Below are 19,355 nucleotides of genomic sequence, written 5' to 3' on the forward strand. Positions count from 1 at the left end.
GCGATGCCCCGTCTGGGGTGCTTGGACTTCCCTGCCGTGGTTGTTGGAGGAATGGCGCCGGCAGGGCCGAGGCTCAGGCGTTCCTGGAGAACAGGATCCCGTTCGCGCCGGCCGGGCCGGGCAGCGCGGAGGCAGCCGCGAGGTAGCCGGCCAGCAGGCTCTCGGCCACCGCGCCCACGGCCGCGTCGCCGGGCAGGAACTCGGGGGTGTGCAGGCCGGCGGCGGTGTCCACGCCGACGAACATCATGAGCGACGGCGCCACCGAGGCGTAGTGGGAGAAGTCGTCGGCCCCGCACGAGCGCAGCCCGCCGTCCACGGTCCAGCCGTGGCCGCGCAGCAGCCCGCCGGCGCGCACGGCCAGCCCGGTGTCGTTGACCAGCACCGGCTCGCCCGGCAGGATCGTCACCTCGGCCACGCAGCCGCACGCCCTGGCGACGTCCTCGACCACCTGGGTGAAACGTTCGTGCAGCTCCTGGCGCCAGTTCTCGGACATCGCCCGGAGCGTCCCCCTGGCCACGGCCTCGCCCGGGACGGCGTTGGGCGCGGTGCCGGCGTTGACCGTGCCGAAGGTGACCACGGTGGGCGTCATCGGGTCGGCGACCCGGCTGACGACCTGCTGGGCGGTGACGATGACCTGCGCCATGGCCACCACCGGGTCCCTGGTGAGGTGGGGGTAGGCGGCGTGGCCCTCCGCTCCCCTGACGACCACCCTGAACTCGTCGGAGGAGGCGTTGACCGCGCCCGGCACGGAGGCGACCGTGCCCTCCGCCAGCAGGGGCTGCACGTGCGCGCCGATCATGGCGCCGACCTTGTGGCGGTGCAGCGCGCCCGACCCCACGACGTCGGAGGCGCCGGAGGGGAAGCCCTCCTCGCGCGGTTGCAGCACGACCAGCAGGGGCGGGTCGGCGCCGAGCCGGTCGAGGGTCCTGGCCAGGGCGACCACGGCCGCCATGTGCACGTCGTGGCCGCAGGCGTGCATCGCGCCCTCGGGGGCGGCCCACTCGACGCCGGTGCGCTCGGTCAGCGGCAGGGCGTCGAGCTCGCCGCGTACGCCGACCGCCGGGCCAGGACCGCCGATGCGCAGGACCGCGCCCGTGCCGGCGACGTGCTCGACCTCCCCGGCGGGCAGCGCGTCGAGCAGCCGGTCCCGCGTCGGGCCCTCCTGCCCTGACAGGCAGGGCTCCGCGTGCACCTGGCGGCGCAGCGCCTGCGCCGCGGGCAGCTCCCGCAGCAGGCCCTCGCGCAGCGCCGCGTAGGCGGCGTGCTCCACGCCGCCGGTCCCGATGACGGCTCCGTCGACGGGCCTGTTGATCGTACGGCCCCCGAAGTCGTTCACCCCGTGCTCTCCTCCCGTGTTCCCAGTCCGTAGACGCGTCGCGCGTTGTCCGCCCCGACCATCGCCGCCACCCGCATCGCCTGCCCGGCCGACCACTCGCCGTCCAGCACGAGCCGGCCGAGCACCCGCGCCATCGCCCGCCGCCACAACACCGCGCCGAGGTGGTGCAGCTCGGCCGGTCCCCACCCGTCGGACGAGAACATGATCTTGGCGAACGGCGCCAGCTCCAGGCTCTCGGCCACCAGCGCCACGCTGCGGGCCCCGGTGTAGGTCACGCCGAGCCCCACGTCGAAGTAGACGTTGGGATAGGCCTGCGCGAGAAATCCCGCGTGCCGCTGGAAGGGGTAGCAGTGCAGCAGCACCAGCGGCACCCCGGTCGGCTCCGCGCGCTCGACGAGGCCGCGCAGCAGCAGCGGATCGGCCCGGCGCAGGTCGAGGTCGGGATCGCCGAGGCCGGTGTGGAACTGGATCGGCAACCCTCGCTCGATCCCGGCCCAGATCACGTGCCGCAGCAGCACCGGCTCCGTCAGCTTACCGCCGCCGGACCCGAGCCAGCGCCCGGCCGCCTCGGTGACCTCGGCCCGGCTCGGCGGCTCGGGGTCGAGGTCGAGGCCGTGGCGGTAGGCGGCGACGCTCTTGAGCCCGCGCGCGCCGCCGGTGCGCTCCCACAGCTCCCGCGCGAACGCGTCGGCGAACGAGGACGCGTCGCAGCCGCCGGCCGCGACCTGCTCGGCCACCGTCTCCAGCCGCACCACCTCGTCGGCGGGCGCGCCGGTGAGCTCGGCCATGCCGGACGGGCCCACCAGTTCCTCGCCCCGGTAGCCGGTCTCGACCAGGTAGTGGGCCACGTTCGCGGCGCCCAGCAGCAGCCGGTTCACCTCTTCGGCGCCCAGCCGGGCCCTCCTGGCCAGGTACTCCTCCGGGGTGCAGTGCGGTTCCAGGCCGAGGACGGGCGCGCAGTGGCGCAGGATGGCGTACCCCGTCTGGGAGTCGAACTGCGTCATCCACTCCGGCACCGGCCGGTCGGACTCGGTGATCAGCTCCTCGAACGCGGTGCGCGACAGGTCGCGCGGCACCACGCCGTGGACGTGGTGGTCGACCAGCGGCAGCTCCTCGATGGCTCGGACGAACCCGGCCGGGGCGAGGTCGAGGTCTGCGGCGGTGGCGTACACGTCGGTCACGGAGAGATCTACTCCCCCGTGGGCGCGCGGACGAACCCCCCCGCCCCGATCCGGTGCCCCGATCAGGGGGCCGCGGCGGGCACGGCGAGCTGCTGGACCAGCCACGGCAGCGCCTGCGGCAGCTCCCGGTTCCAGGTGTTGAAGTTGTGGCCGCCGCTGGGCAGGATCAGCGACGAGGCCCGCATGGGCGGTTTGACGGCGCTCAGGAAGCGCTCGGTCGGCAGGTAGTCGGCCTCGCCCTTCCTGCTGCTGGTGACGAGCACGGCCACGGGCGGCGCGGGCAGCCGGGCCAGGCGCCACATCAGGTCGTTGCGGTCGGCGAGCGCCTTGTCGCCGTGGAACAGGTCGCCGGTGGTGCCGTCCACGATCGTCTTGTAGTAGCCCGACAGGGAGACGGCTGCGGAGAACGCGTCAGGGCGGCTCATCGCCAGCTTCAGGGCGCAGTAGCCGCCGGTCGAGCCGCCGAGCACGCCCCAGGAGTCGCGGCCGGCCACCGTCCGGTAGTGCGCGGTCACGGCCTGCCGGACGTCGGTGGCGAAGTACGTCAGCGCCTGCGGGCCGCCCGGCACGTCCACGCACTCGGTGTCGCGCGGCAGCACCACGCTCGGCCGCATCATGACCAGGACGGCCGGCTCGACCTGGTGCAGGGCGATGGCGTGGGCCAGCCGTCCGGGCAGGTCGAGGCGGGTCATGAGGTTGCGCGGGTCGCCGGGGTAGCCGGTCAGGGCGAGGATCGCGGGGAACCTGCGCCGAGGGTCCTTGAAGTAGGCCGAGGGCAGGAACACGTACGCCTCCTCGCTCAGGCGCGTGGTCGCGCCCGGCAGGACGACCTCCTCGATCCGCCCGCCCGGCACCGCCCGGCTGTCCAGCACCCGCAGCCCGGCCGCGGCCCCGGCGACGGTGATCTGGGCGGCGCCGGTGTCGGCGCCGAGCAGGTCGGCCCAGGAGGCGTAGAAGCCGAAGTAGTAGTTCACCAGCAGCGCGAGCGCCGCCACCGTGAGCGCCTGGCAGCCCGCCAGCAGGCCGGCCCGGCCCAGCACCGGCGGCAGGCCCCGCCCGGCCAGCCGCGGCCACACCCAGACGGTGGCCGCGAGCCCGGCCAACGCGAGCACCGCGGTGGTCACCAGCAGCGCGATCGAGGTCAGTCCCATGAACAGCAGGAATATCCCGGCCGGCGTAAGCGCGTGGTTAACGGCGAGATTAACCGGCAGGGGCTTCAATCGGATTTGTGAAGCGTCCTTGGATCCCCGCGCTGGCGGGTTACGCGTCGCTGGTCATCGGCCTGCTGGACATCGCCAAGGCCGTGGCGCCGCGGCTGGAGCACACGCGGATGGGCCAGTGGTCGGATCTGCTGCCCGGGACGGTGACGACCGTGGCACGGGCGACGTCGCTGGTGGTCGGCATCATGCTGGTGATGATCGCGCACGCGCTGCGCCGGGGGAAGGTGCGGGCCTGGCGGGCGGTGGTGGTGCTGCTGCCGGTGAGCGCCGTCATGGGCGTGCTGCACCTGCGGCCGGTGACCGCCGCGATCAGCGTCGTGCTGCTGGCCGTGCTGGTGGCCGGAAGGCGGGAGTTCACGGCGCTGCCCGACCCGCGCTCGCGCTGGCGGGCGTTGTGGAACCTGCTCGTGCTCGGCGCGATCGACCTGGCGCTCGGCTACCTGATCGTGAGCGTCCGGCCGGGCGCGCTGGCGGGCCGTCCGGGCGTGGCCGAGCGGCTGGAGCACGTGGCGCTGGGGCTGGCGGGCATCGAGGGGCCGGTCACGTTCACCGTGGAACGCGTCTCCGACCTGGTCTACTTCTCCCTCGTCGCGCTGGGCGCGCTGACCGCCGTGACGACGCTCTACCTGGCGCTGCGCCCGGAACGGCCGGCCGCCGAGCTGACCGCCGACGACGAGCGCCGTCTGCGCGCCCTGCTGGACGTCCACGGCGAGCGCGACTCGCTCGGCTACTTCGCGCTGCGCCGGGACAAGAGCGTGATCTTCTCGCCGTCGGGCAAGGCGGCCGTGGCCTACCGGGTCGTCTCCGGCGTGATGCTGGCCAGCGGCGACCCGATCGGCGACCGCGAGGCGTGGCCGGCCGCGATCGCCGCGTTCATGGCCGAGGCGCGGCGGCACGCCTGGGTGCCCGCCGTCATCGGCTGCGGCGAGACGGGCGGCGAGGTGTGGACGAAGGTCGCGGGGCTGTCCGCGCTGGAGATCGGCGACGAGGCGATCGTCGAGGTCGACGGCTTCACGCTGGAGGGCCGCGCGATGCGCAACGTGCGGCAGATGGTCAACCGCACCCGCCGCGCCGGGTACGTCTGCCGGGTGCGCCGCGCCCGTGACGTGCCCGAGGAGGAGAAGGAACGCATCCGCCGGGCCGCCGGGCTGTGGCGCGGCACCCAGACCGAGCGCGGCTACTCGATGGCGCTCGGCCGGTTCGGCGACCCCGCCGACGCCGAGTGCCTGGTGGCCACCGCCTGCCGGGACGGCGACCTCAAGGCCGTGCTGCACTTCGTGCCGTGGGGAACCCGGGGCGTCTCGCTGGACCTGATGCGCCGCGACCGCGACGCCGACCCGGGCCTGAACGAGCTGCTGATCGCCGAGACGCTGCAGGCCGCGCCGTCGCTGGGGATCACGCAGGTGTCGCTCAACTTCGCGATGTTCCGCTCGACGCTGGCCCGCGGCGACCGGCTCGGCGCGGGGCCCGTGCTGCGGGCCTGGCGGTCGGTGCTGGTCTTCCTGTCGCACTGGTTCCAGATCGAGTCGCTGTACCGGTTCAACGCCAAGTTCCGGCCGATCTGGGAGCCGCGCTTCGTCGTCTACCCGAACGCCCGCGACCTGCCCAGGATCGGCGTCGCGGCGCTCCAGGCCGAGGCGTTCATCCCGTCGGGCCTGCCGCTGCGCGGCCGCCTGCGCCTCCCCCGGCCCTTCACCCACGACCGCGCCGCCGCCGCTCCCCAGACCCCGTGAACCACGCGGGTCACGGGGAGGCGGCGGTGCCGGTGGCGGGCCACATGGTGTTGAGGCGGCCGGCGGTGGCCTGGTAGGCGCGCTCGGCCTCCGGCGTCAGGACGACGTCGGCGCCCGGCCCGGCGGCGGCCAGCCGTTCGCGCAGGACGATGGAGTCGGCGGTGTCGGCCAGGTCGAGCAGCCCGGTGAAACGGGCGGCGGACGACACCAGCTCGGTGGCGGGCAGGCCGGTGCACACGGCGTCGAGGGCCTGGCGGACCACGCCCTTGCCGACCGCGCCGAGGCCGAGCGCCACCGCGGCGGCCGACAGGGTGGCCACGTCGAGCGGGTCGACGTCGACCAGGCGCAGCGGCACGTGCTCGACCTGGCCGCCGGGGGCGTACAGGCGACCGGCCAGGCGGGCGGCGGCGGCGCGCCTGCCCTGCGTGGGGCCGATCGCGCGCCAGAGCCGGCGCAGCGCGGTCAGCGCGATCCCGCCGGCCAGCGGGCCGGGCAGCGGCGAGCCCACGGACTCGGCGGCGCGCAGCACCAGCAGCAGCCTCTCCAGCTCGCCCACCGCGCGGGCCAGGTCTTCGCCCAGGTCGGGGACGAGGACCGCGCGCGGGCCGAGGCCGGTCATGTGCGGCTCCTCACGGAGCCCTCGTCGTCGAGCGGTCGTCAGGCGGCGGAGCAGTCAACCGGAGGGTCACAACCGGAGCGTACGCCGCCCCGGCCACGCCGCACACCCCACCGATGAGCACCCCGCCCCCAGCCCGCGCCCACCCCGCCTCCCCCCGCCCCCCAGCCCGCCCCCAGCCCGGCGCCCGCCCCGCGCACCCCGTGCGGAGCGGGCGAGCCGGGCGTGTGGGAGGATCTGGCCTCGATGGGTCCATGGTCGTTGGTGCGGTGGCTGCGTGCGGCGAGCTTCGCCGGCACGTGTGCCGCGCTGGCCGCGCTCGCCCACCTGGCGGGCGGCGGCTGCTTCGACCCCGGGGCGCTGCTGGCGGGGTTCCTGCTGGTCCTCGCGCCGGCCCTGGCGCTGACCGGGCGTGAGCGCACGCTGCCCGCCATCGTGCCCGCGACGGGCGCCTCGCAGATCGTCCTGCACCTGCTGCTCTCCCTGAGCTGCGACCATCCCGCACCCGTGGCCGCCCCCGCCAGCGTGGTCCACGCGCACGACACGGGCGCCCCGGGGTTCGGGATGCTGCTCGTGCACGCGGCGAGCGTGCTGCTGACGTCGGTCTGGCTGCGCTGGGTGGAGTCGGGGCTGTGCGCCCTGGTCCGCGAGCTGGCCGGGTGGGTGCTGCGCCCGCTGCTGGTGCTGTTCCTCGTCGTGGCCGGCTGGGCCGCGCCGGCGCGCACACCGGTGGGCGGGCGCGACGACGTCACGGCGCGCGTGCGGCTGTTCCTGCGGCACGTGCTGGTGCTGCGGGGGCCGCCCGCGGGTGGACCGGAGCCGCGACGGCCGGTCCGTCCGACGGTCGTGGGCCTGCCCGCCTAGGCGCGCCCGCGGTCCTTCGCGCGCCCGTCCGCCGCGGTTCCTCCGACGACAATCCCGGCTCGCCGCCGTGCCCGCCCCCCGCCGTGGGGCCGGTCCGGCGTGCGCGCCTCCGGACTCGACTCAGAGGACATCACCCATGAGACCTTCCCGTACCCGCCGGGCCTCGGCGGTCGCGCTCGTGCTGCTGGCCGCCGCCTGCGGCACGCCCGCGGCGACCGGCGGCGAGGCGGCCACAGAGGCGGCCACCGAGCCCGCCACCGGGCCCGCCACCGCCGCGCCCGCGTCCGCCGGCCGGACCGTCTACCCCCTCACCATCGACAACTGCGGCACGCGGGTCACCTTCCGCCGCCCGCCGCAGCGCGTCCTGATCCTGAACGGCACCAGCGTCGGCGAGGTGGAGAGCTTCCTGCTGCTCGGCCTGGAGCGCAGCATCCTGGCCAACGCCCAGAGCTACGGCGTGTCCGACGACCCGTCCATGACGGCCCGCATCAAGGCGCTGCCGACCGGCGGGCTGACCATGAACAAGAACTTCGACGTGCCCGCCGAGCAGGTGCTCAAGCTCAAGCCGGACCTGGTGGTCTCCACCTGGTCGGGCGGGTTCGACCCCGCCCGCGGCTTCGCCACCCGCGAGCAGCTCGCCGCGGCCGGCATCACCTCGCTGGTCAACCCGGTCAACTGCGCGATGGGCAAGCCGGAGGCCACCGAGCAGGAGAAGCGCGCCTACCGCAACCAGTCGATCAACTCCTCGCTGGAGTTCCTCAGCCTGCTCGGGCGGGTGTTCGACGTGCAGCGCAAGGCGTTCGACCTGATCGGACGGCTGCGGGCGCGGGTGGAGTCGGTACGGGCCCGCGTCGCGGCGCTGCCGCCCAGGAAGGTGCTGATCGCCTATCCCGGCATGGCCATGATGAACGCCAACGGCCTGCCCGCCGTGATGACCGGCGGCATCTACGACGACGTCATCAGGGCGGCCGGCGGGGTCAACGCCTTCGCCGGCCAGACCGCCGACATGACGCGCACCCTCAACCGCGAGCAGCTCGCCACCGCCCAGGTGGACGTGCTGGTCGTCGGGCTGTTCACGCCGGAGGAGAAGGGCGAGGAGGCGGCGGCGAAGCTGTTCGCCGCCTACCCCCACTGGGCCGCGGCCAGGTCCAGGAGCTACACGGTCGTCTCCGACGGCGTCTATCTCGGGCCGCTGAACGCCTGGGCCGTGGAGAAGATCTCCAAGGTGGTGCATCCCGGTGGCTGACACGCTGACCGCGCCGCCGCGCAGCGCCGTCCCCGTCCCGCCGCGGCGGCCGCACGCGGTGTCCGGGCGGGCGACCGGGTTCCTGCTGGCCGGGCTCGGGGCCGCGCTGGTCGTGGCCCTGGTGATCGGCATCTCCGCCGGGTCGGTGAACCTGCCGCCGGACCAGGTGTGGGGGGTGGTGTGGGCGTACCTGACCGGGCGGGGCGAGCAGGCCGATCCGCTGCTCGCGCAGGTCGTGTGGGAGATCCGCACGCCCCGGGCGCTGCTGGCCGCGCTGGCCGGGGCCGCGTTGTCGGTGGCGGGGGTCGCGTTGCAGGCGCTGGTCCGCAACCCGCTCGCCGACCCGTACGTGCTGGGTGTGTCGTCGGCGGCGTCGCTGGGGGCCGTGCTGGTGCCCGCGCTCGGGGGCGGCGCGCTGGCCGGGCTGACCGGCGCGCTCGGCGTCACGGGGGCCGCCTTCGCCGCCGCGCTGCTGTCGGCGCTGGTGGTGTACGTCCTGTCCCAGCGTTCCGGCAGGCTGCTGGACTCGTGGCTGGTGCTGACCGGCGTGGCCGTCGGCTACCTGTGCTCGGCGGCCACCACGTTCGTGCAGCTCCAGCTCAACCCGACCGAGCTGCAGGGCATGATGTTCTGGCTGATGGGCAGCGTCGCCGGGGCGTCGTGGGCCGATCTGGGCGTGCCCGCGCTGCTCGTCGTGTGCTGCGTGGCCTGGCTGTCCTCGCAGGCGCGGGCGCTCAACGCGCTGCTGGCCGGCGAGGAGTCCGCGGTCACGATCGGCGTGCCGGTCGCGGCGCTGCGGATCGGGCTGCTGGCGGCCGGGTCGCTGCTGACGGCGACGGTGGTCAGCGTGGTCGGCGGCATCGGGTTCATCGGGCTGATGGTCCCGCACATGGTCCGGTTCGTGGTCGGGGCCGACCACCGCCGGGTGCTGCCGGTCTCGCTGCTGGCCGGCGCGGTGTTCCTGGTGCTGGTCGACCTGGCGGCGCGGATCGCCGACCGGCCGAACGAGCTGCCGGTGGGCATCTTCACCACGGGGCTCGGCGTGCCGTTCTTCCTGTGGCTGCTGCGCAGGCGGCGGGCGGGAGGCGGCGGCGATGCGGCTTGACCTGGCGGGCGTCAGCGCGAGCATCGACGCGCGGCCCATCGTCACCGACGTCACGCTGAGCGCCGGGCCCGGCGAGTTCGTGGCGCTGGTCGGGCCGAACGGCAGCGGCAAGTCCACGCTGCTGCGCACGGTCTACCGGTCGCTGCGCCCGTCGGGCGGCGTCGTCCGGCTGGACGGCGACGACCTGTGGCGGATGCGGCCCCGGCACGCCGCGCGGCGGCGGGCGGTCCTGCCGCAGCACAACCCGGCCGGCGAGGGGTTCTCCGTGGCCGAGGTCGTCGCGGCCGGGCGGCACAGCCACAAGCGGGCGCTGGACCGGGAGAGCGCGGGCGACCGGGCGGCGGTCGCCACGGCCCTGGACCGGGTCGGCATGGACTGGGCGGCCGACCGGCTGATGACCACGCTGTCCGGCGGCGAGCGGCAGCGCGTGCTGCTGGCCCGCGCGCTGGCCCAGGAGGCGCCGCTGCTGATCCTGGACGAGCCGGGCAACCACCTGGACGTCGGGTCCCAGCTCCTGCTGCTGGACCTGATCCGCTCCCTCGGCCTGACGCTGCTGGCCGCCCTGCACGACCTGGACCAGGCCGCCGCCTACGCCGACCGGATCGTCGTGCTGCGCGAGGGCCGGGTCGCCGGGCAGGGGCCGCCCCTGGAGGTGCTGACCCCGGCCTTCATCGAGGAGGTCTTCGGCGTCCTGGCGCATGTGGGGCCGCATCCGATCACCGGGCGGCCGCACGTCGCGGTGGCCTCCAGGGCGGGAGGTAAGCGCCTGCCCTAGGGCGGGTCAGCACTCGTCCCCCGGTGCGGAGCCGTGCCCGGCGCCGTCCGTCCGGCCGGTTATAAACGGAGCGGAGTGGATCTTCGTGGAGAAGGGGCCGGGGGACCGTGTCGATCAGCAAAGTAGGACGAATGGCCGCCGGTGTCGGCCTGCTCGCGGCGGTGTGCGTGCCGGAGCGGGCCGTCGCCGTCCCGGCCCCTCTCCCGGTGGCGCCCCCGGTCGCGGCGCCGGTGCTGGACCTGGTGCTGGACGGCGGCCGGTTCGCGCTGCGGGACGCCTTCGCGATCCTGGCCGGCCGTCCCGTGCTCGCGCGGGTGTCGGAGGCCGCGCGGGCCCGCATGGCGCAGTCGCGGGCGGGGGCGCTGGCGGCCCTGAGCGGCCAGCGGGTGTACGGCTGGAACCAGGCGCTCGGCCCGCTGAAGGACCGCCCGCTCTCGCCGGAGGAGGCCGAGCAGTTCCAGCGCAACGTGCTGCGCTCGCACGCGGCGGGCGTCGGCCCGGCGTTCCCCGACGACGTGGTCAGGCTGGCCCTGGTCCTCAAGGCCAACCAGATGGCCAGGGGGAAGATGGGTGTCCGGCCCGAGGTGCCGCAGCGGCTGCTGTCCCTGGTGAACGCCGGGGTCGTGCCGGTGATGCCGCAGATCGGCTCGCTCGGCACCGGCGACCTGCAGCCGCAGGCGGCGGCCGGGCTGGCCGCGCTGGGCGAGGACGCGCCGGTGCACTACCGGGGCGAGACCGGGCCGGCCTCGCGGATGTTGCCGCGGGCCGGGCTGCCCGCGAGCTTCACCTTCGAGGCCGGGGAGGCGCTGCCCATCGTCAGCGGCAGCACGGTGCTGGCCGCCACGCTGATGCACGCCGTGCACCGGGCCACGGTGCTCGCCGACCAGGCGGAGGGCGCCTTCGCCCTGTTCATGGAGGCCACCAGGGCCGAGCGCGGCTCGCTGGACGCGCGGACGCACCGCGAGCGGCACATCCCGGAGGAGGACGCGGTCGCGGCGCGGCTGCGGACCATGGTCGCGGGTTCGGGCTGGATGACCGAGGAGGGCCGCAGGCGGCTCGACCCGACCAACTACACCCCGCGCGTGCAGGACGCGGTCTCGGTGCGCGCGGCCCCGCACATCATGGCCGGGCTGCGGCAGGTGCTCGCCGCCACCCGGCGGACGCTGGCGCGCGAGGCCAACTCCTCGACCTCCAACCCGCTGGTCTTCCGGCGCGAGCGCGGCCCCGGCTACGAGTTCGTGATGGGCGGCAACTGGGACGGCTCGATCATGGGCCACCTCGCCGACAGCCTGAACGCCGAGATCACCGACCTCGGCGTCCTGTCGCAGGAGTTGTCCGGACGCCTGCTGTCGCCCCGCTGGAGCTACGGCCTGCCGGCGAACCTGGCCGGCGGGAGCGTCGGCCTGAACTCCGGGATGGTGCAGGCGCAGTCGGTGGCCGCGGCGGTGGTCCCCGAGATGCAGGTCAGGGCCCATCCGGCGGGCACGTTGTCGCGTCCGGTCAAGGACGGCCAGGAGGACCACAACACGATGGCCATGGCCTCGGCCCGCGACCTGCACGCGAACCTCGACCGTCTGGAGATCGTGCTGGCGGTGCAGTACCTGATGGCGGCGCAGGGCATCGACCTGATCGCGGCGAAGATGGCCGGCCTGCCGCTCGGGACGGCGACCCGCGCCCTGCACGACGAGCTCAGGCGACACGTCGCGCCGCTGGGCGACGACCGTTACCTGACCCCCGACCTGGAGCGGACGATCTCGCTGGTGCACGCGGGCGGCCTGACGCCGTACCCCGCCCGGTGACGTCCCGGAACGGGTAGGGGGTGCGCAGGCCGCCGCGGTCGCGCGCCTAGGGCCGCCCGGACCTGGATGGCCGCAGCATCGGGGCGGGCTTGCCGGCCGTGACGTACGTGCCGCCGTTGATCACGTCGCGGGCGGCGGTGTCGCGGGCCCCGGTGTCGGAGGCCCCGGTGTCGGAGGCCCCGGTGTCGCGGGTCGCCGTGTCGCCGTCGGTCCTGACGGTCACCAGGACCGGTTCGATCTCCTCCAGGTATCCGTTCGCCAGCAGCCAGCTCACCGGAACCTCTTCACTGGTCTGCGGAGCCTCCGGGATGTACCTGCTGAGCACGTGGTACTGCGTGCCGCCGCCCGACTGCTCGAACGCGGGCGCCGCCGGGCCCACCTCGACGCGGAACGACTTGAGCACCCGGAACGCGTGATAATTGCACAGATGCTGCGGATCCTGCGGATTGGTGTTCAGGTTGCGCGGCGGCAGCGCACGCTGGGTGAACTGGTCGCCCAGCGGCGACAGGAACGCTCCCCCGTAACCGCCGAAACGGTCGAGCCGCATGCCGATCTGCAGAAACGTCGTCTTGAGCAGCAGCCTTCCGTTGGGGTAATTGCCGGAGCGGCCGAAACCGGAGTCGGGCGGGAAACGGTAATTGTTGGCGGCGTAGTCCCAGTAGCGCGAGAGGAAGTGCTGCGGGGTGAGACCGCCCAGCGGCACGTAGTCACGCAGAAGGGCGCCGAGGTAGCCGGTGCGGGGCAGGATCGTCGGCCCGAGGTCCGGGTCGCCGGTCACGTACGGCGGCCCGCAGACCAGCCCGCCGGCCTCCTTCTCGGGTTCGGCCGTGCCGGCAGGCGGCGCCGGCCGGACGAGCGGGGCGGTCTGCCGGAATGTGCTGTCGGCGTGCGCGGGCACGCCCCCCATGGGGTCGGCCGCCAGGCACATCGCGGCGACCAGGACGACGCTTCGTCGGTTAATTCGCATGACATTCCCGTGGATCGTGCAGAAGAAGCGAATGAAGAGCGATCACAAGCGATTCGGCGGCATGGACGCGACGTCCGGATATTCCTCGGCAATGCCCGCTCGTATGCAGCCGGGTGTCGAATGCGGTGATCGACAGCTACATTCCCGCCGGTCGCCCATATCGCCTCTCCGGCATGACAAGAGAACAGCAAAGAGTGCAGCCACGAAAACGGCCATTCTCGCTAAGGGTTGAAATATCCGAGAATGCGACGCTTTGCGCGTCTCGCTGTGCCGGGCCGATCAACCGCCGCGAGGGCTCACCTGGCGGGCGGGGGCAGCAGGCGGACCGCGTCCAGGGCCAGCGCGAGGTCCACGATGTCCCGCGGGCGGGTGAGCGAGCGGCCGGTGAGCTGCTCGATCCGGCGGACCCGGTTGATGATCGTGTTGCGGTGGCAGAACAGCCGGCCGGCGGCCCTGGCGGCCGAGCCGTCGCAGGCGAGCCAGGTCTCCAGGGTGGTCAGCAGCGTGTCGCGGTCGGCCGGGTCGAGGGCGAGCAGCCGGCCGAGCGCGCCTTCGACGAGGTGGCCGGTGACGCCGGGCCGGCTGATCATCAGCACGGCCGGCACGCGCTCGTCCAGGCGGGCGATCTCGGGGCCGCCGTCGGCGCAGGTGCGCATGGCGAGGGAGGCCAGCTCGTGCGCGGTGCCCAGCTCGTCCAGGCCGGTGACGACGGGGCTGACGCCGGCCACGCCGCTGACGATGAGGCTCAGCTCCTGGCACAAGTCGTCCAGGGTGGCCCGGCCGAGCGCGACGACGGCGACCTCGTGGCCGGTGCGCATGCGCCACAGCAGCCGCAGCGCGCCCAGAGACGCGGGCAGCCGGACGTCGTCGTGGTGGCGTCCGCCGGGGAAGCGCACGGTGACGACGGCGTAGCGGGCGCGTTCGGGCAGGCCGAGCGAGTCGGCGGCGGCGCGCACCACCCCCGCGTCGGCGGTGCCGTCGAGCAGGGCGTCCAGCAGCGCGTTGACGCGTTCCTTGCTGCGGCCGAGGATCTCCTGCTCGCGCCGGCCGTAGACGTCGCAGGCCACCAGCGACTGCCGGTCGATCGCGTGCCAGACGTGGCTGGCGGCGCGGACCAGGACGTCGAGGCGGTCGGGGCGCTCGCGTTCCATGTGGTCCACGATCGCCGACCAGGTCACCTGGCCGGCCAGGCGGTACATGCGCAGCAGCGACTCCAGCGGAAGGCCCTGCTCGGCCCTGCGCTGGGCCATCGACCGGGTGAAGACCAGGTCGCGCCGTTCGGACGGCTCCTGCAGGATCGCGGTCAGGCCCAGGCGCACCCCTTCGAGGGTGCTCTTCCAGTGCTCGTCGTAGGGGACGCAGGCGCTGTAGACGTCGTCGCCGCCGCGCGTCCTGGCGACCAGCTCGCCGGTCAGTTCGGGCAGGCGTTCGAGCAGTGCCCTGGCTGCGGTGCGTAACGTCTGGCGGACGTCCTCGTCCACGACCGTAGGGGGACGCATTCCCCGAGGCTGCCACCGGCCGCCATTCCAGAACAAGGCTCTGTAGCGTTTTGTGACCTCGCGTTGTGCGGCTGCACAACGGGCCCCCGGCCGCGGTGGGCAGCGAGCCCGACTTCGCCGCCGCATCTGGACGGCGGCCCCGCCCGCCGGTTTGGGTGGGCCGCCATGGGGTCCTGTGAGGAAGACGAATGGCCGAGCTGAGCGTGGACGGTCTCGTGGTGGACTACGGTCCCGTCCGGGCGCTGGACGGCGTGTCACTGAGCGTGCCGTCCGGGGCGGTGGTGGCCGTGCTGGGCGCGAACGGCGCCGGGAAGACGACGTTGCTGCGGGCGGTCTCGGGAACGCTCCGGTTCCACCGGGGCCGGATCGCCGCGGGCGGCGTCAGCGTGGCCGGGGCGCGGGTGGACGGGCAGCCGGCCGCGGCCGTGGTGCGGCGCGGCGTCACGCACGTGCCCGAGGGCCGCCGCGTGTTCGCCCGCATGACGGTGGAGGAGAACCTGCGAGCCGGCGGCCTGGGCACGCCGCGCGCGGCCGCCGTCCGGGCCGGGCGGCGGGTGCGCGAGCTGTTCCCGGTCCTGGCCGAGCGCGCGCACCAGCGCGCCGGGCTGCTGTCGGGCGGCGAGCAGCAGATGCTGGCCATCGGCCGGGCGCTGATGGCCGAGCCGTCGGTGCTGCTGCTGGACGAGCCGACGCTCGGCCTGGCCCCGCGGGCGGCCGCCACGATCGCCGCCACGATCAGGGCGATCAACGCCGCCGGCACCTCGATCCTGCTCGTCGAGCAGAACGTCGCCACGGCCCTGTCGCTGGCCTCCCACGCGTACGTGCTGGAGGTCGGCGCGGTCGCGCTGGCCGGGCCCGCGGCCGAGCTGGCCGCCGGTGACGAGGTGCGCCGCCGCTACCTGGGCGTGGACGACGGAACCCCGGCCCCGCAGGCGAGGGCCGGATTGTCGAGGTGGTCCGCGTGACCCCGACATACCAACCGGATGGTATGCCCGCTCTGGAGGTGCGCGACGTGACCGTCCGCTTCGCCGGCCTGACGGCGCTGGACGGCGTCGGCTTCACGGTCGCCCCCGGCACCGTGCACGCGCTCATCGGCCCCAACGGCGCGGGCAAGTCCACCTGCTTCAACGTGCTGTCCGGCGTCTGCCGGGCCGCCTCGGGCAGCGTCCGGTTCGGCGCGAGCGAGCTGACCGCGCTGCGCCCGCACCGGATCGCCGCGCTCGGCGTCGCCCGCACGTTCCAGAACATCGCGCTCTCCCCGCACCAGCCGGTGCGGGACAACCTGCTGCTGGGCCGCCACCGGCTCACCCGGGCCGGGTTCGTCGCCGCCGGGCTCGGCCTGCCCGGCGCGCGCCGCGAGCAGCGCGCCCACGCCGCCAGGGTCGCCGAGATCGCGGCCTTCGCCGGGCTCGCCGCGGTGCTGGACACGCCGGTCGGGCTGCTTCCGTACGGCGTGCAGAAGCGGGTCGAGCTGGCCAGGGCCCTGGCCATGGAGCCACGCCTGCTGCTGCTGGACGAGCCGGTCGCCGGGATGAACGGCGGCGAGCGGCTGGAGATGGCCGGGCTGATCAGGTCGGTACGGGAGAGCCTGGGCGTCTCCGTCCTGCTGGTCGAGCACGACATGGGCATGGTCATGCGGCTGGCCGACCGGGTGACCGTGCTGGACTTCGGCCGCCGCATCGCCGACGGGCCGCCCGCCGAGGTGCAGAACGACCCGGCGGTCATCGGCGCGTACCTGGGCGTGGAGGAGGCGGAGTGATCATTTTTGTGGAGCTGCTCGTCAACGGGGTCTCGCTGGGGGCCGTCTACGCGCTGATCGCGCTGGGCTTCGTCGTCATCTTCAAGGCGACCGAGGTGGTGAACTTCGCGCACGCCTCACTGCTGCTGGCCGGCGGGTACGTGGTGGCGCGGCTGCACCCGTATCTCGGCTTCTGGCCCGCGCTGCTGGCCGGGGTCGCGGCGGCGGCGGTCGTCGGGGCGCTGGTGGAGTTCCTGGTCATCCGCCGCTCGAAGGCCGGGTCGCACAGCGTGCTGGCCATCGTCACCATCGGCGTGGACATCGTGCTGACCACCGAGCTCACCCGGCGGATCGGCACCGAGGTGCTGGCCATGGGCGACCCGTGGGGCTCGCGGGTGCTGCGCCTCGGGCCGGTCACGGTCGCCGAGACCCGGGTCGTCGCGCTGGTCGTGGCCGGGGCGCTGATCGCGGCGTTCCTGCTGGCGTTCAAGTACACCGGATGGGGGGTGGCGATGCGGGCCACCGCCGAGGACCCCGAGACGGCCGCGCTCATGGGCGTGCGGCTGGGCCGGGTCTCGGTCAGCGCGTGGGCCGTGGCCGGGGCGCTGGCCGCGGTGGCCGCGCTGTTCCTGTGCGTCTTCCCCACGCCCGGCCTGGACCGCGGCTCCTCGCTGGCCGCGCTGAAGGCCTTCCCCGCCGCGATACTCGGCGGCCTGGACTCCACCACGGGCGCGCTGGCCGGCGGCCTGATCGTCGGCGTCACCGAGGCCCTGACCACCGGCTACCAGAACGACCTGGCCTTCCTCGGCCGCGGGATCGGCGACGTGGCGCCGTTCCTCGTCATGGTCGTCGTGCTGCTGCTGCGGCCCGCCGGGCTGTTCGGGACGCGGGAGCGGGCCCGTGTCTAGAACCGTCGGGTCGGTGGTGGCCGTGGCTGTCTTCGTCGCCGTGCCGTTCTACCTGGAGGGGTTCTGGCTGCAGGCGGGCCTGTTCGCGATGGCGGCCGCGGTCGGCGCGATCGGCGTCAACCTGCTGACCGGGGCGACCGGGCAGCTGTCCATGGGCCACGCGTTCTTCCTGGCCGTCGGCGCCTACGCCTACGTCTACCTGGCCGCCGAGCCCACCGCGACGCTGGGCGGCCTGGGCCTGCCGACGCCGGTGGCCGCCGTGCTGGCGGTGGCGCTGGCCGGGGTCGCGGGCGGGCTGTTCAGCCCGATCGCGGGCCGGCTCAAGGGCGCCTACCTGGGCATCGCCACGCTGGCGCTGATCTTCGGCGGGCAGCATCTGCTGTTCAACGCCGGGCCGGTCACCGGCGGGTTCAACGGGCGCGCCGTGCCGGCGATGGAGGTCTTCGGGTTCGCCTTCGCCGACGGGCCTGAGCTGGTCGTCATGGACGTGCCGTTCGGCGCGCTGGAGCGGCTGTGGTTCCTGGGCGGCCTGGCGCTGCTGGCAGCGGCGCTGTTCGCCCGCGGCGTGCTGCGCGGGCGGCCCGGCAGGGCGCTGAACACGATCCGCGACCACGAGATCGCGGCCGGGGTGATGGGCGTGCCCGTCACCCGCTACCGGGCCGGCGTCTTCGTGTTGTCGTCCATGTACGGCGGCCTGGCCGGCGTGCTGCTGGCCCTGGTCTTCCGGCGGACCGTGCCCGACTACTTCGGCATGCTGCTCTCCCTCGACTACCTCGCGATGATCGTCATCGGCGGCCTGGGCTCGGTGGGCGGCGCGGTGCTCGGCGCCGTCTTCGTCTCCCTGCTGCCGCAGCTGCTGACCCGTTACGGCGACGCCATCCCCCTGGTGTCGCCGTCCGGCTCCGGCGGCGGCCTGTCCCCCGCCGAGGCCGCCCGCATCCTGTACGGCGCCGCCGTCGTCGCCGTCGTCCTCTTCCTCCCGGGCGGCCTGCTCGGCCTGCCGCGCGCCCTGCGCCGCCGGTCGCCGGGACGCCGCCCGTCCGCTTCACCGTCACCGGATCCGTCCCCGAAGACCAGGAGCTCACATGTCCCGTAACCGCACGGCCGTCCTGGCCGCGCTGCTGGCGCTGGGGCTGGCGGCCACCGCCTGCGCCAGCGGCAAGGCCACCGGCGGCGGCCAGGCGACCGCCCCCGCCGGTGGCGACGGCGTCAGGACCGGCCCCGGCGTCACCGCCGGCACGATCACGCTCAGCCTGCTCACCGACCTGACCGGCCCGTACGCCTCGCTGGGCAAGAGCCTCACCCAGGCGCAGCAGCTCTACTTCGAGCAGGTCAACCAGAGCGGCGGCGTCTGCGGCAGGAAGATCGAGACCATCGTCCGCGACCACGGTTACGACGCGCAGAAGGCGATGGCCGCCTACGCCGAGGTCGCGCCGAAGACGGCCGCGATCCCGCAGTTCATCGGCTCGCCGATGGTCACCGCGCTCAAGGACCGGATCACCGCGGACAAGATCCTCACCCTGCCCATGGCGTGGGCCACCGGCCTGCTCGGCAGCGAGGCCATCCAGGTCACCGGCACCACCTACGACGTGGACATGATCAACGCCGTCGACTTCCTGGTGAAGGAGAAGGGCGTCAAGGCCGGCGACCGGATCGGCCACCTGTACTTCGAGGGCGACTACGGCGAGAGCGCCCTCGCCGGCTCCAAGTACGCCGCCGGCGAGCTGGGGCTCACGCTGGTCGAGCAGAAGATCAAGGCGACCGACCAGGACATGACCGCGCAGGTCGCGGCGTTCAAGAAGGCGGGCGTGCGGGCCGTGCTGGTCTCGGTCGGCCCGCGCCAGGCGGCCTCGCTGGTCGGCGTGGCCCTGGCCGCCGGGATGGACGTGCCGTTCGTCGGCAGCAACTCGGCCTACAGCCCGCAGCTCCTGGCCACCCCGGCCGCGCCGGCGCTGCTGAAGGACTTCTTCTACGTGACCGCGGGCGCCCCGATCAGCGCGCCGCTGCCCGCCTACGCCAAGCTCATCGCCGACTACCAGGCCAAGTACGCCGGCCAGCCCCTGGACAGCGGCGTGGCGGCCGGCTGGACCGCGGCGATCATCGTCGGCGACGCGCTGCGCAAGGCGTGCCAGGCCAAGGACCTCAGCCGGGCGGGCATCGTCGCGGCCCATCGGTCGCAGAAGTCGTGGGAGGCCGGGCTGGGCGGCACGCCGATGGACTTCAGCCTCTTCGACCGGCCCGCCTCGCGCGCCTCCTACGTGGTCAAGCCCGACAAGCAGGCGGTGGGCGGCGCCGTCATCCTCAAGGAGGCGGCGGTGTCGGAGCTGGCCGGGAAGTACACCGTGCCGGCGGCCGGCTGACCGGCGGG

Annotated in this window: 17 protein-coding genes; 11 read left to right on the forward strand and 6 right to left on the reverse strand. The window is 74.4% G+C overall.

What is annotated here, in order from left to right; genetic code table 11:
* Window positions 1–73 precede the first annotated feature (73 nt).
* The 3 genes from AB0J46_RS29765 to AB0J46_RS29775 form a co-directional block, all read right to left on the reverse strand.
* The gene (locus AB0J46_RS29765) at window positions 74–1,336 is read right to left on the reverse strand and encodes a M20 family metallopeptidase (RefSeq protein ID WP_364337515.1); all 1,263 of its coding nucleotides are present in this window, start codon (window positions 1,334–1,336) and stop codon (window positions 74–76) included.
* Entirely contained in the window at window positions 1,333–2,517 is a 1,185-nt protein-coding gene (locus tag AB0J46_RS29770; protein WP_364337517.1) for an amidohydrolase family protein, read from the reverse strand. Before AB0J46_RS29770 ends, AB0J46_RS29765 begins: the two co-directional genes overlap by 4 nt.
* A gap of 62 nt (window positions 2,518–2,579) precedes the next feature.
* On the reverse strand, window positions 2,580–3,668 hold the full coding sequence (locus tag AB0J46_RS29775) for an alpha/beta hydrolase-fold protein (protein ID WP_364337519.1): 1,089 nt from the start codon (window positions 3,666–3,668) through the stop codon (window positions 2,580–2,582).
* Window positions 3,669–3,745: 77 nt separating this feature from the next.
* On the opposite strand from AB0J46_RS29775, the gene AB0J46_RS29780 reads away from it, so the two are divergent.
* Entirely contained in the window at window positions 3,746–5,470 is a 1,725-nt protein-coding gene (locus tag AB0J46_RS29780) for a phosphatidylglycerol lysyltransferase domain-containing protein (RefSeq protein ID WP_364337521.1), read from the forward strand.
* Between the two features lie 10 nt (window positions 5,471–5,480).
* On the opposite strand, the gene AB0J46_RS29785 is transcribed toward AB0J46_RS29780, so the two are convergent.
* Window positions 5,481–6,089 (reverse strand): hypothetical protein, encoded by a 609-nt coding sequence (locus AB0J46_RS29785; protein WP_364337523.1) that lies wholly within the window; start codon window positions 6,087–6,089, stop codon window positions 5,481–5,483.
* A gap of 261 nt (window positions 6,090–6,350) precedes the next feature.
* Between AB0J46_RS29785 and AB0J46_RS29790 the strand changes: the two genes are divergently transcribed.
* The 5 genes from AB0J46_RS29790 (at window position 6,351) to AB0J46_RS29810 (ending at window position 11,875) form a co-directional block, all read left to right on the forward strand.
* Window positions 6,351–6,950 carry a hypothetical protein gene (locus AB0J46_RS29790; RefSeq protein WP_364337525.1) on the forward strand — a complete coding sequence of 200 codons (600 nt, stop codon included), beginning with the start codon at window positions 6,351–6,353 and terminating at the stop codon, window positions 6,948–6,950.
* A gap of 136 nt (window positions 6,951–7,086) precedes the next feature.
* On the forward strand, window positions 7,087–8,196 hold the full coding sequence (locus tag AB0J46_RS29795) for an ABC transporter substrate-binding protein (protein ID WP_364337527.1): 1,110 nt from the start codon (window positions 7,087–7,089) through the stop codon (window positions 8,194–8,196).
* A complete protein-coding gene (locus tag AB0J46_RS29800; RefSeq protein WP_364337529.1) occupies window positions 8,189–9,301 on the forward strand; it encodes an iron ABC transporter permease in 1,113 nt (370 codons plus the stop codon). The genes AB0J46_RS29795 and AB0J46_RS29800 overlap by 8 nt, the downstream gene beginning before the upstream one ends.
* Entirely contained in the window at window positions 9,291–10,076 is a 786-nt protein-coding gene (locus AB0J46_RS29805; RefSeq protein WP_364337531.1) for an ABC transporter ATP-binding protein, read from the forward strand. Before AB0J46_RS29800 ends, AB0J46_RS29805 begins: the two co-directional genes overlap by 11 nt.
* A 131-nt stretch (window positions 10,077–10,207) precedes the next feature.
* Window positions 10,208–11,875, forward strand: a complete 1,668-nt coding sequence (locus AB0J46_RS29810; protein WP_364337533.1) for an aromatic amino acid ammonia-lyase — start codon at window positions 10,208–10,210, stop codon at window positions 11,873–11,875.
* 46 nt (window positions 11,876–11,921) lie between these two features.
* Here the strand turns inward: AB0J46_RS29810 and AB0J46_RS29815 are convergent, their stop codons facing one another.
* Entirely contained in the window at window positions 11,922–12,842 is a 921-nt protein-coding gene (locus tag AB0J46_RS29815) for a TNT domain-containing protein (RefSeq protein ID WP_364337535.1), read from the reverse strand.
* Between the two features lie 296 nt (window positions 12,843–13,138).
* The gene (locus AB0J46_RS29820; protein ID WP_364337537.1) at window positions 13,139–14,341 is read right to left on the reverse strand and encodes a helix-turn-helix domain-containing protein; all 1,203 of its coding nucleotides are present in this window, start codon (window positions 14,339–14,341) and stop codon (window positions 13,139–13,141) included.
* A gap of 188 nt (window positions 14,342–14,529) precedes the next feature.
* Between AB0J46_RS29820 and AB0J46_RS29825 the strand changes: the two genes are divergently transcribed.
* Genes AB0J46_RS29825 through AB0J46_RS29845 form a run of 5 tightly spaced genes read left to right on the forward strand, consistent with a single transcriptional unit; the run spans window position 14,530 to window position 19,347 of the window.
* Window positions 14,530–15,306 (forward strand): ABC transporter ATP-binding protein, encoded by a 777-nt coding sequence (locus AB0J46_RS29825; RefSeq protein WP_364337539.1) that lies wholly within the window; start codon window positions 14,530–14,532, stop codon window positions 15,304–15,306.
* Window positions 15,307–15,329: 23 nt separating this feature from the next.
* Complete coding sequence (locus tag AB0J46_RS29830) at window positions 15,330–16,100, forward strand: ABC transporter ATP-binding protein (protein WP_364337541.1); 771 nt, start codon at window positions 15,330–15,332, stop codon at window positions 16,098–16,100.
* Window positions 16,097–16,987, forward strand: coding sequence for a branched-chain amino acid ABC transporter permease (locus tag AB0J46_RS29835; RefSeq protein ID WP_364337543.1), 891 nt, complete (start codon window positions 16,097–16,099; stop codon window positions 16,985–16,987). Before AB0J46_RS29830 ends, AB0J46_RS29835 begins: the two co-directional genes overlap by 4 nt.
* Window positions 16,980–18,083 carry a branched-chain amino acid ABC transporter permease gene (locus tag AB0J46_RS29840; RefSeq protein WP_364337545.1) on the forward strand — a complete coding sequence of 368 codons (1,104 nt, stop codon included), beginning with the start codon at window positions 16,980–16,982 and terminating at the stop codon, window positions 18,081–18,083. Before AB0J46_RS29835 ends, AB0J46_RS29840 begins: the two co-directional genes overlap by 8 nt.
* Entirely contained in the window at window positions 18,073–19,347 is a 1,275-nt protein-coding gene (locus AB0J46_RS29845) for an ABC transporter substrate-binding protein (RefSeq protein ID WP_364337547.1), read from the forward strand. Before AB0J46_RS29840 ends, AB0J46_RS29845 begins: the two co-directional genes overlap by 11 nt.
* The last annotated feature ends 8 nt before the right edge of the window (window positions 19,348–19,355 follow it).

The organism is Nonomuraea sp. NPDC049758, assembly GCF_040674635.1.
Taxonomy (GTDB): Bacteria; Actinomycetota; Actinomycetes; order Streptosporangiales; family Streptosporangiaceae; genus Nonomuraea.

Coding starts and splice junctions, on each gene's coding strand:
- AB0J46_RS29775 (WP_364337519.1), bottom strand. CDS start 3,668: ATGGGACTGACCTCGATCGCGCTGCTGGTGACCACCGCGGTGCTCGCG.
- AB0J46_RS29785 (WP_364337523.1), bottom strand. CDS start 6,089: ATGACCGGCCTCGGCCCGCGCGCGGTCCTCGTCCCCGACCTGGGCGAA.
- AB0J46_RS29795 (WP_364337527.1), top strand. CDS start 7,087: ATGAGACCTTCCCGTACCCGCCGGGCCTCGGCGGTCGCGCTCGTGCTG.
- AB0J46_RS29805 (WP_364337531.1), top strand. CDS start 9,291: ATGCGGCTTGACCTGGCGGGCGTCAGCGCGAGCATCGACGCGCGGCCC.
- AB0J46_RS29810 (WP_364337533.1), top strand. CDS start 10,208: ATGGCCGCCGGTGTCGGCCTGCTCGCGGCGGTGTGCGTGCCGGAGCGG.
- AB0J46_RS29815 (WP_364337535.1), bottom strand. CDS start 12,842: ATGCGAATTAACCGACGAAGCGTCGTCCTGGTCGCCGCGATGTGCCTG.
- AB0J46_RS29820 (WP_364337537.1), bottom strand. CDS start 14,341: ATGCGTCCCCCTACGGTCGTGGACGAGGACGTCCGCCAGACGTTACGC.
- AB0J46_RS29825 (WP_364337539.1), top strand. CDS start 14,530: ATGGCCGAGCTGAGCGTGGACGGTCTCGTGGTGGACTACGGTCCCGTC.
- AB0J46_RS29830 (WP_364337541.1), top strand. CDS start 15,330: ATGCCCGCTCTGGAGGTGCGCGACGTGACCGTCCGCTTCGCCGGCCTG.
- AB0J46_RS29845 (WP_364337547.1), top strand. CDS start 18,073: ATGTCCCGTAACCGCACGGCCGTCCTGGCCGCGCTGCTGGCGCTGGGG.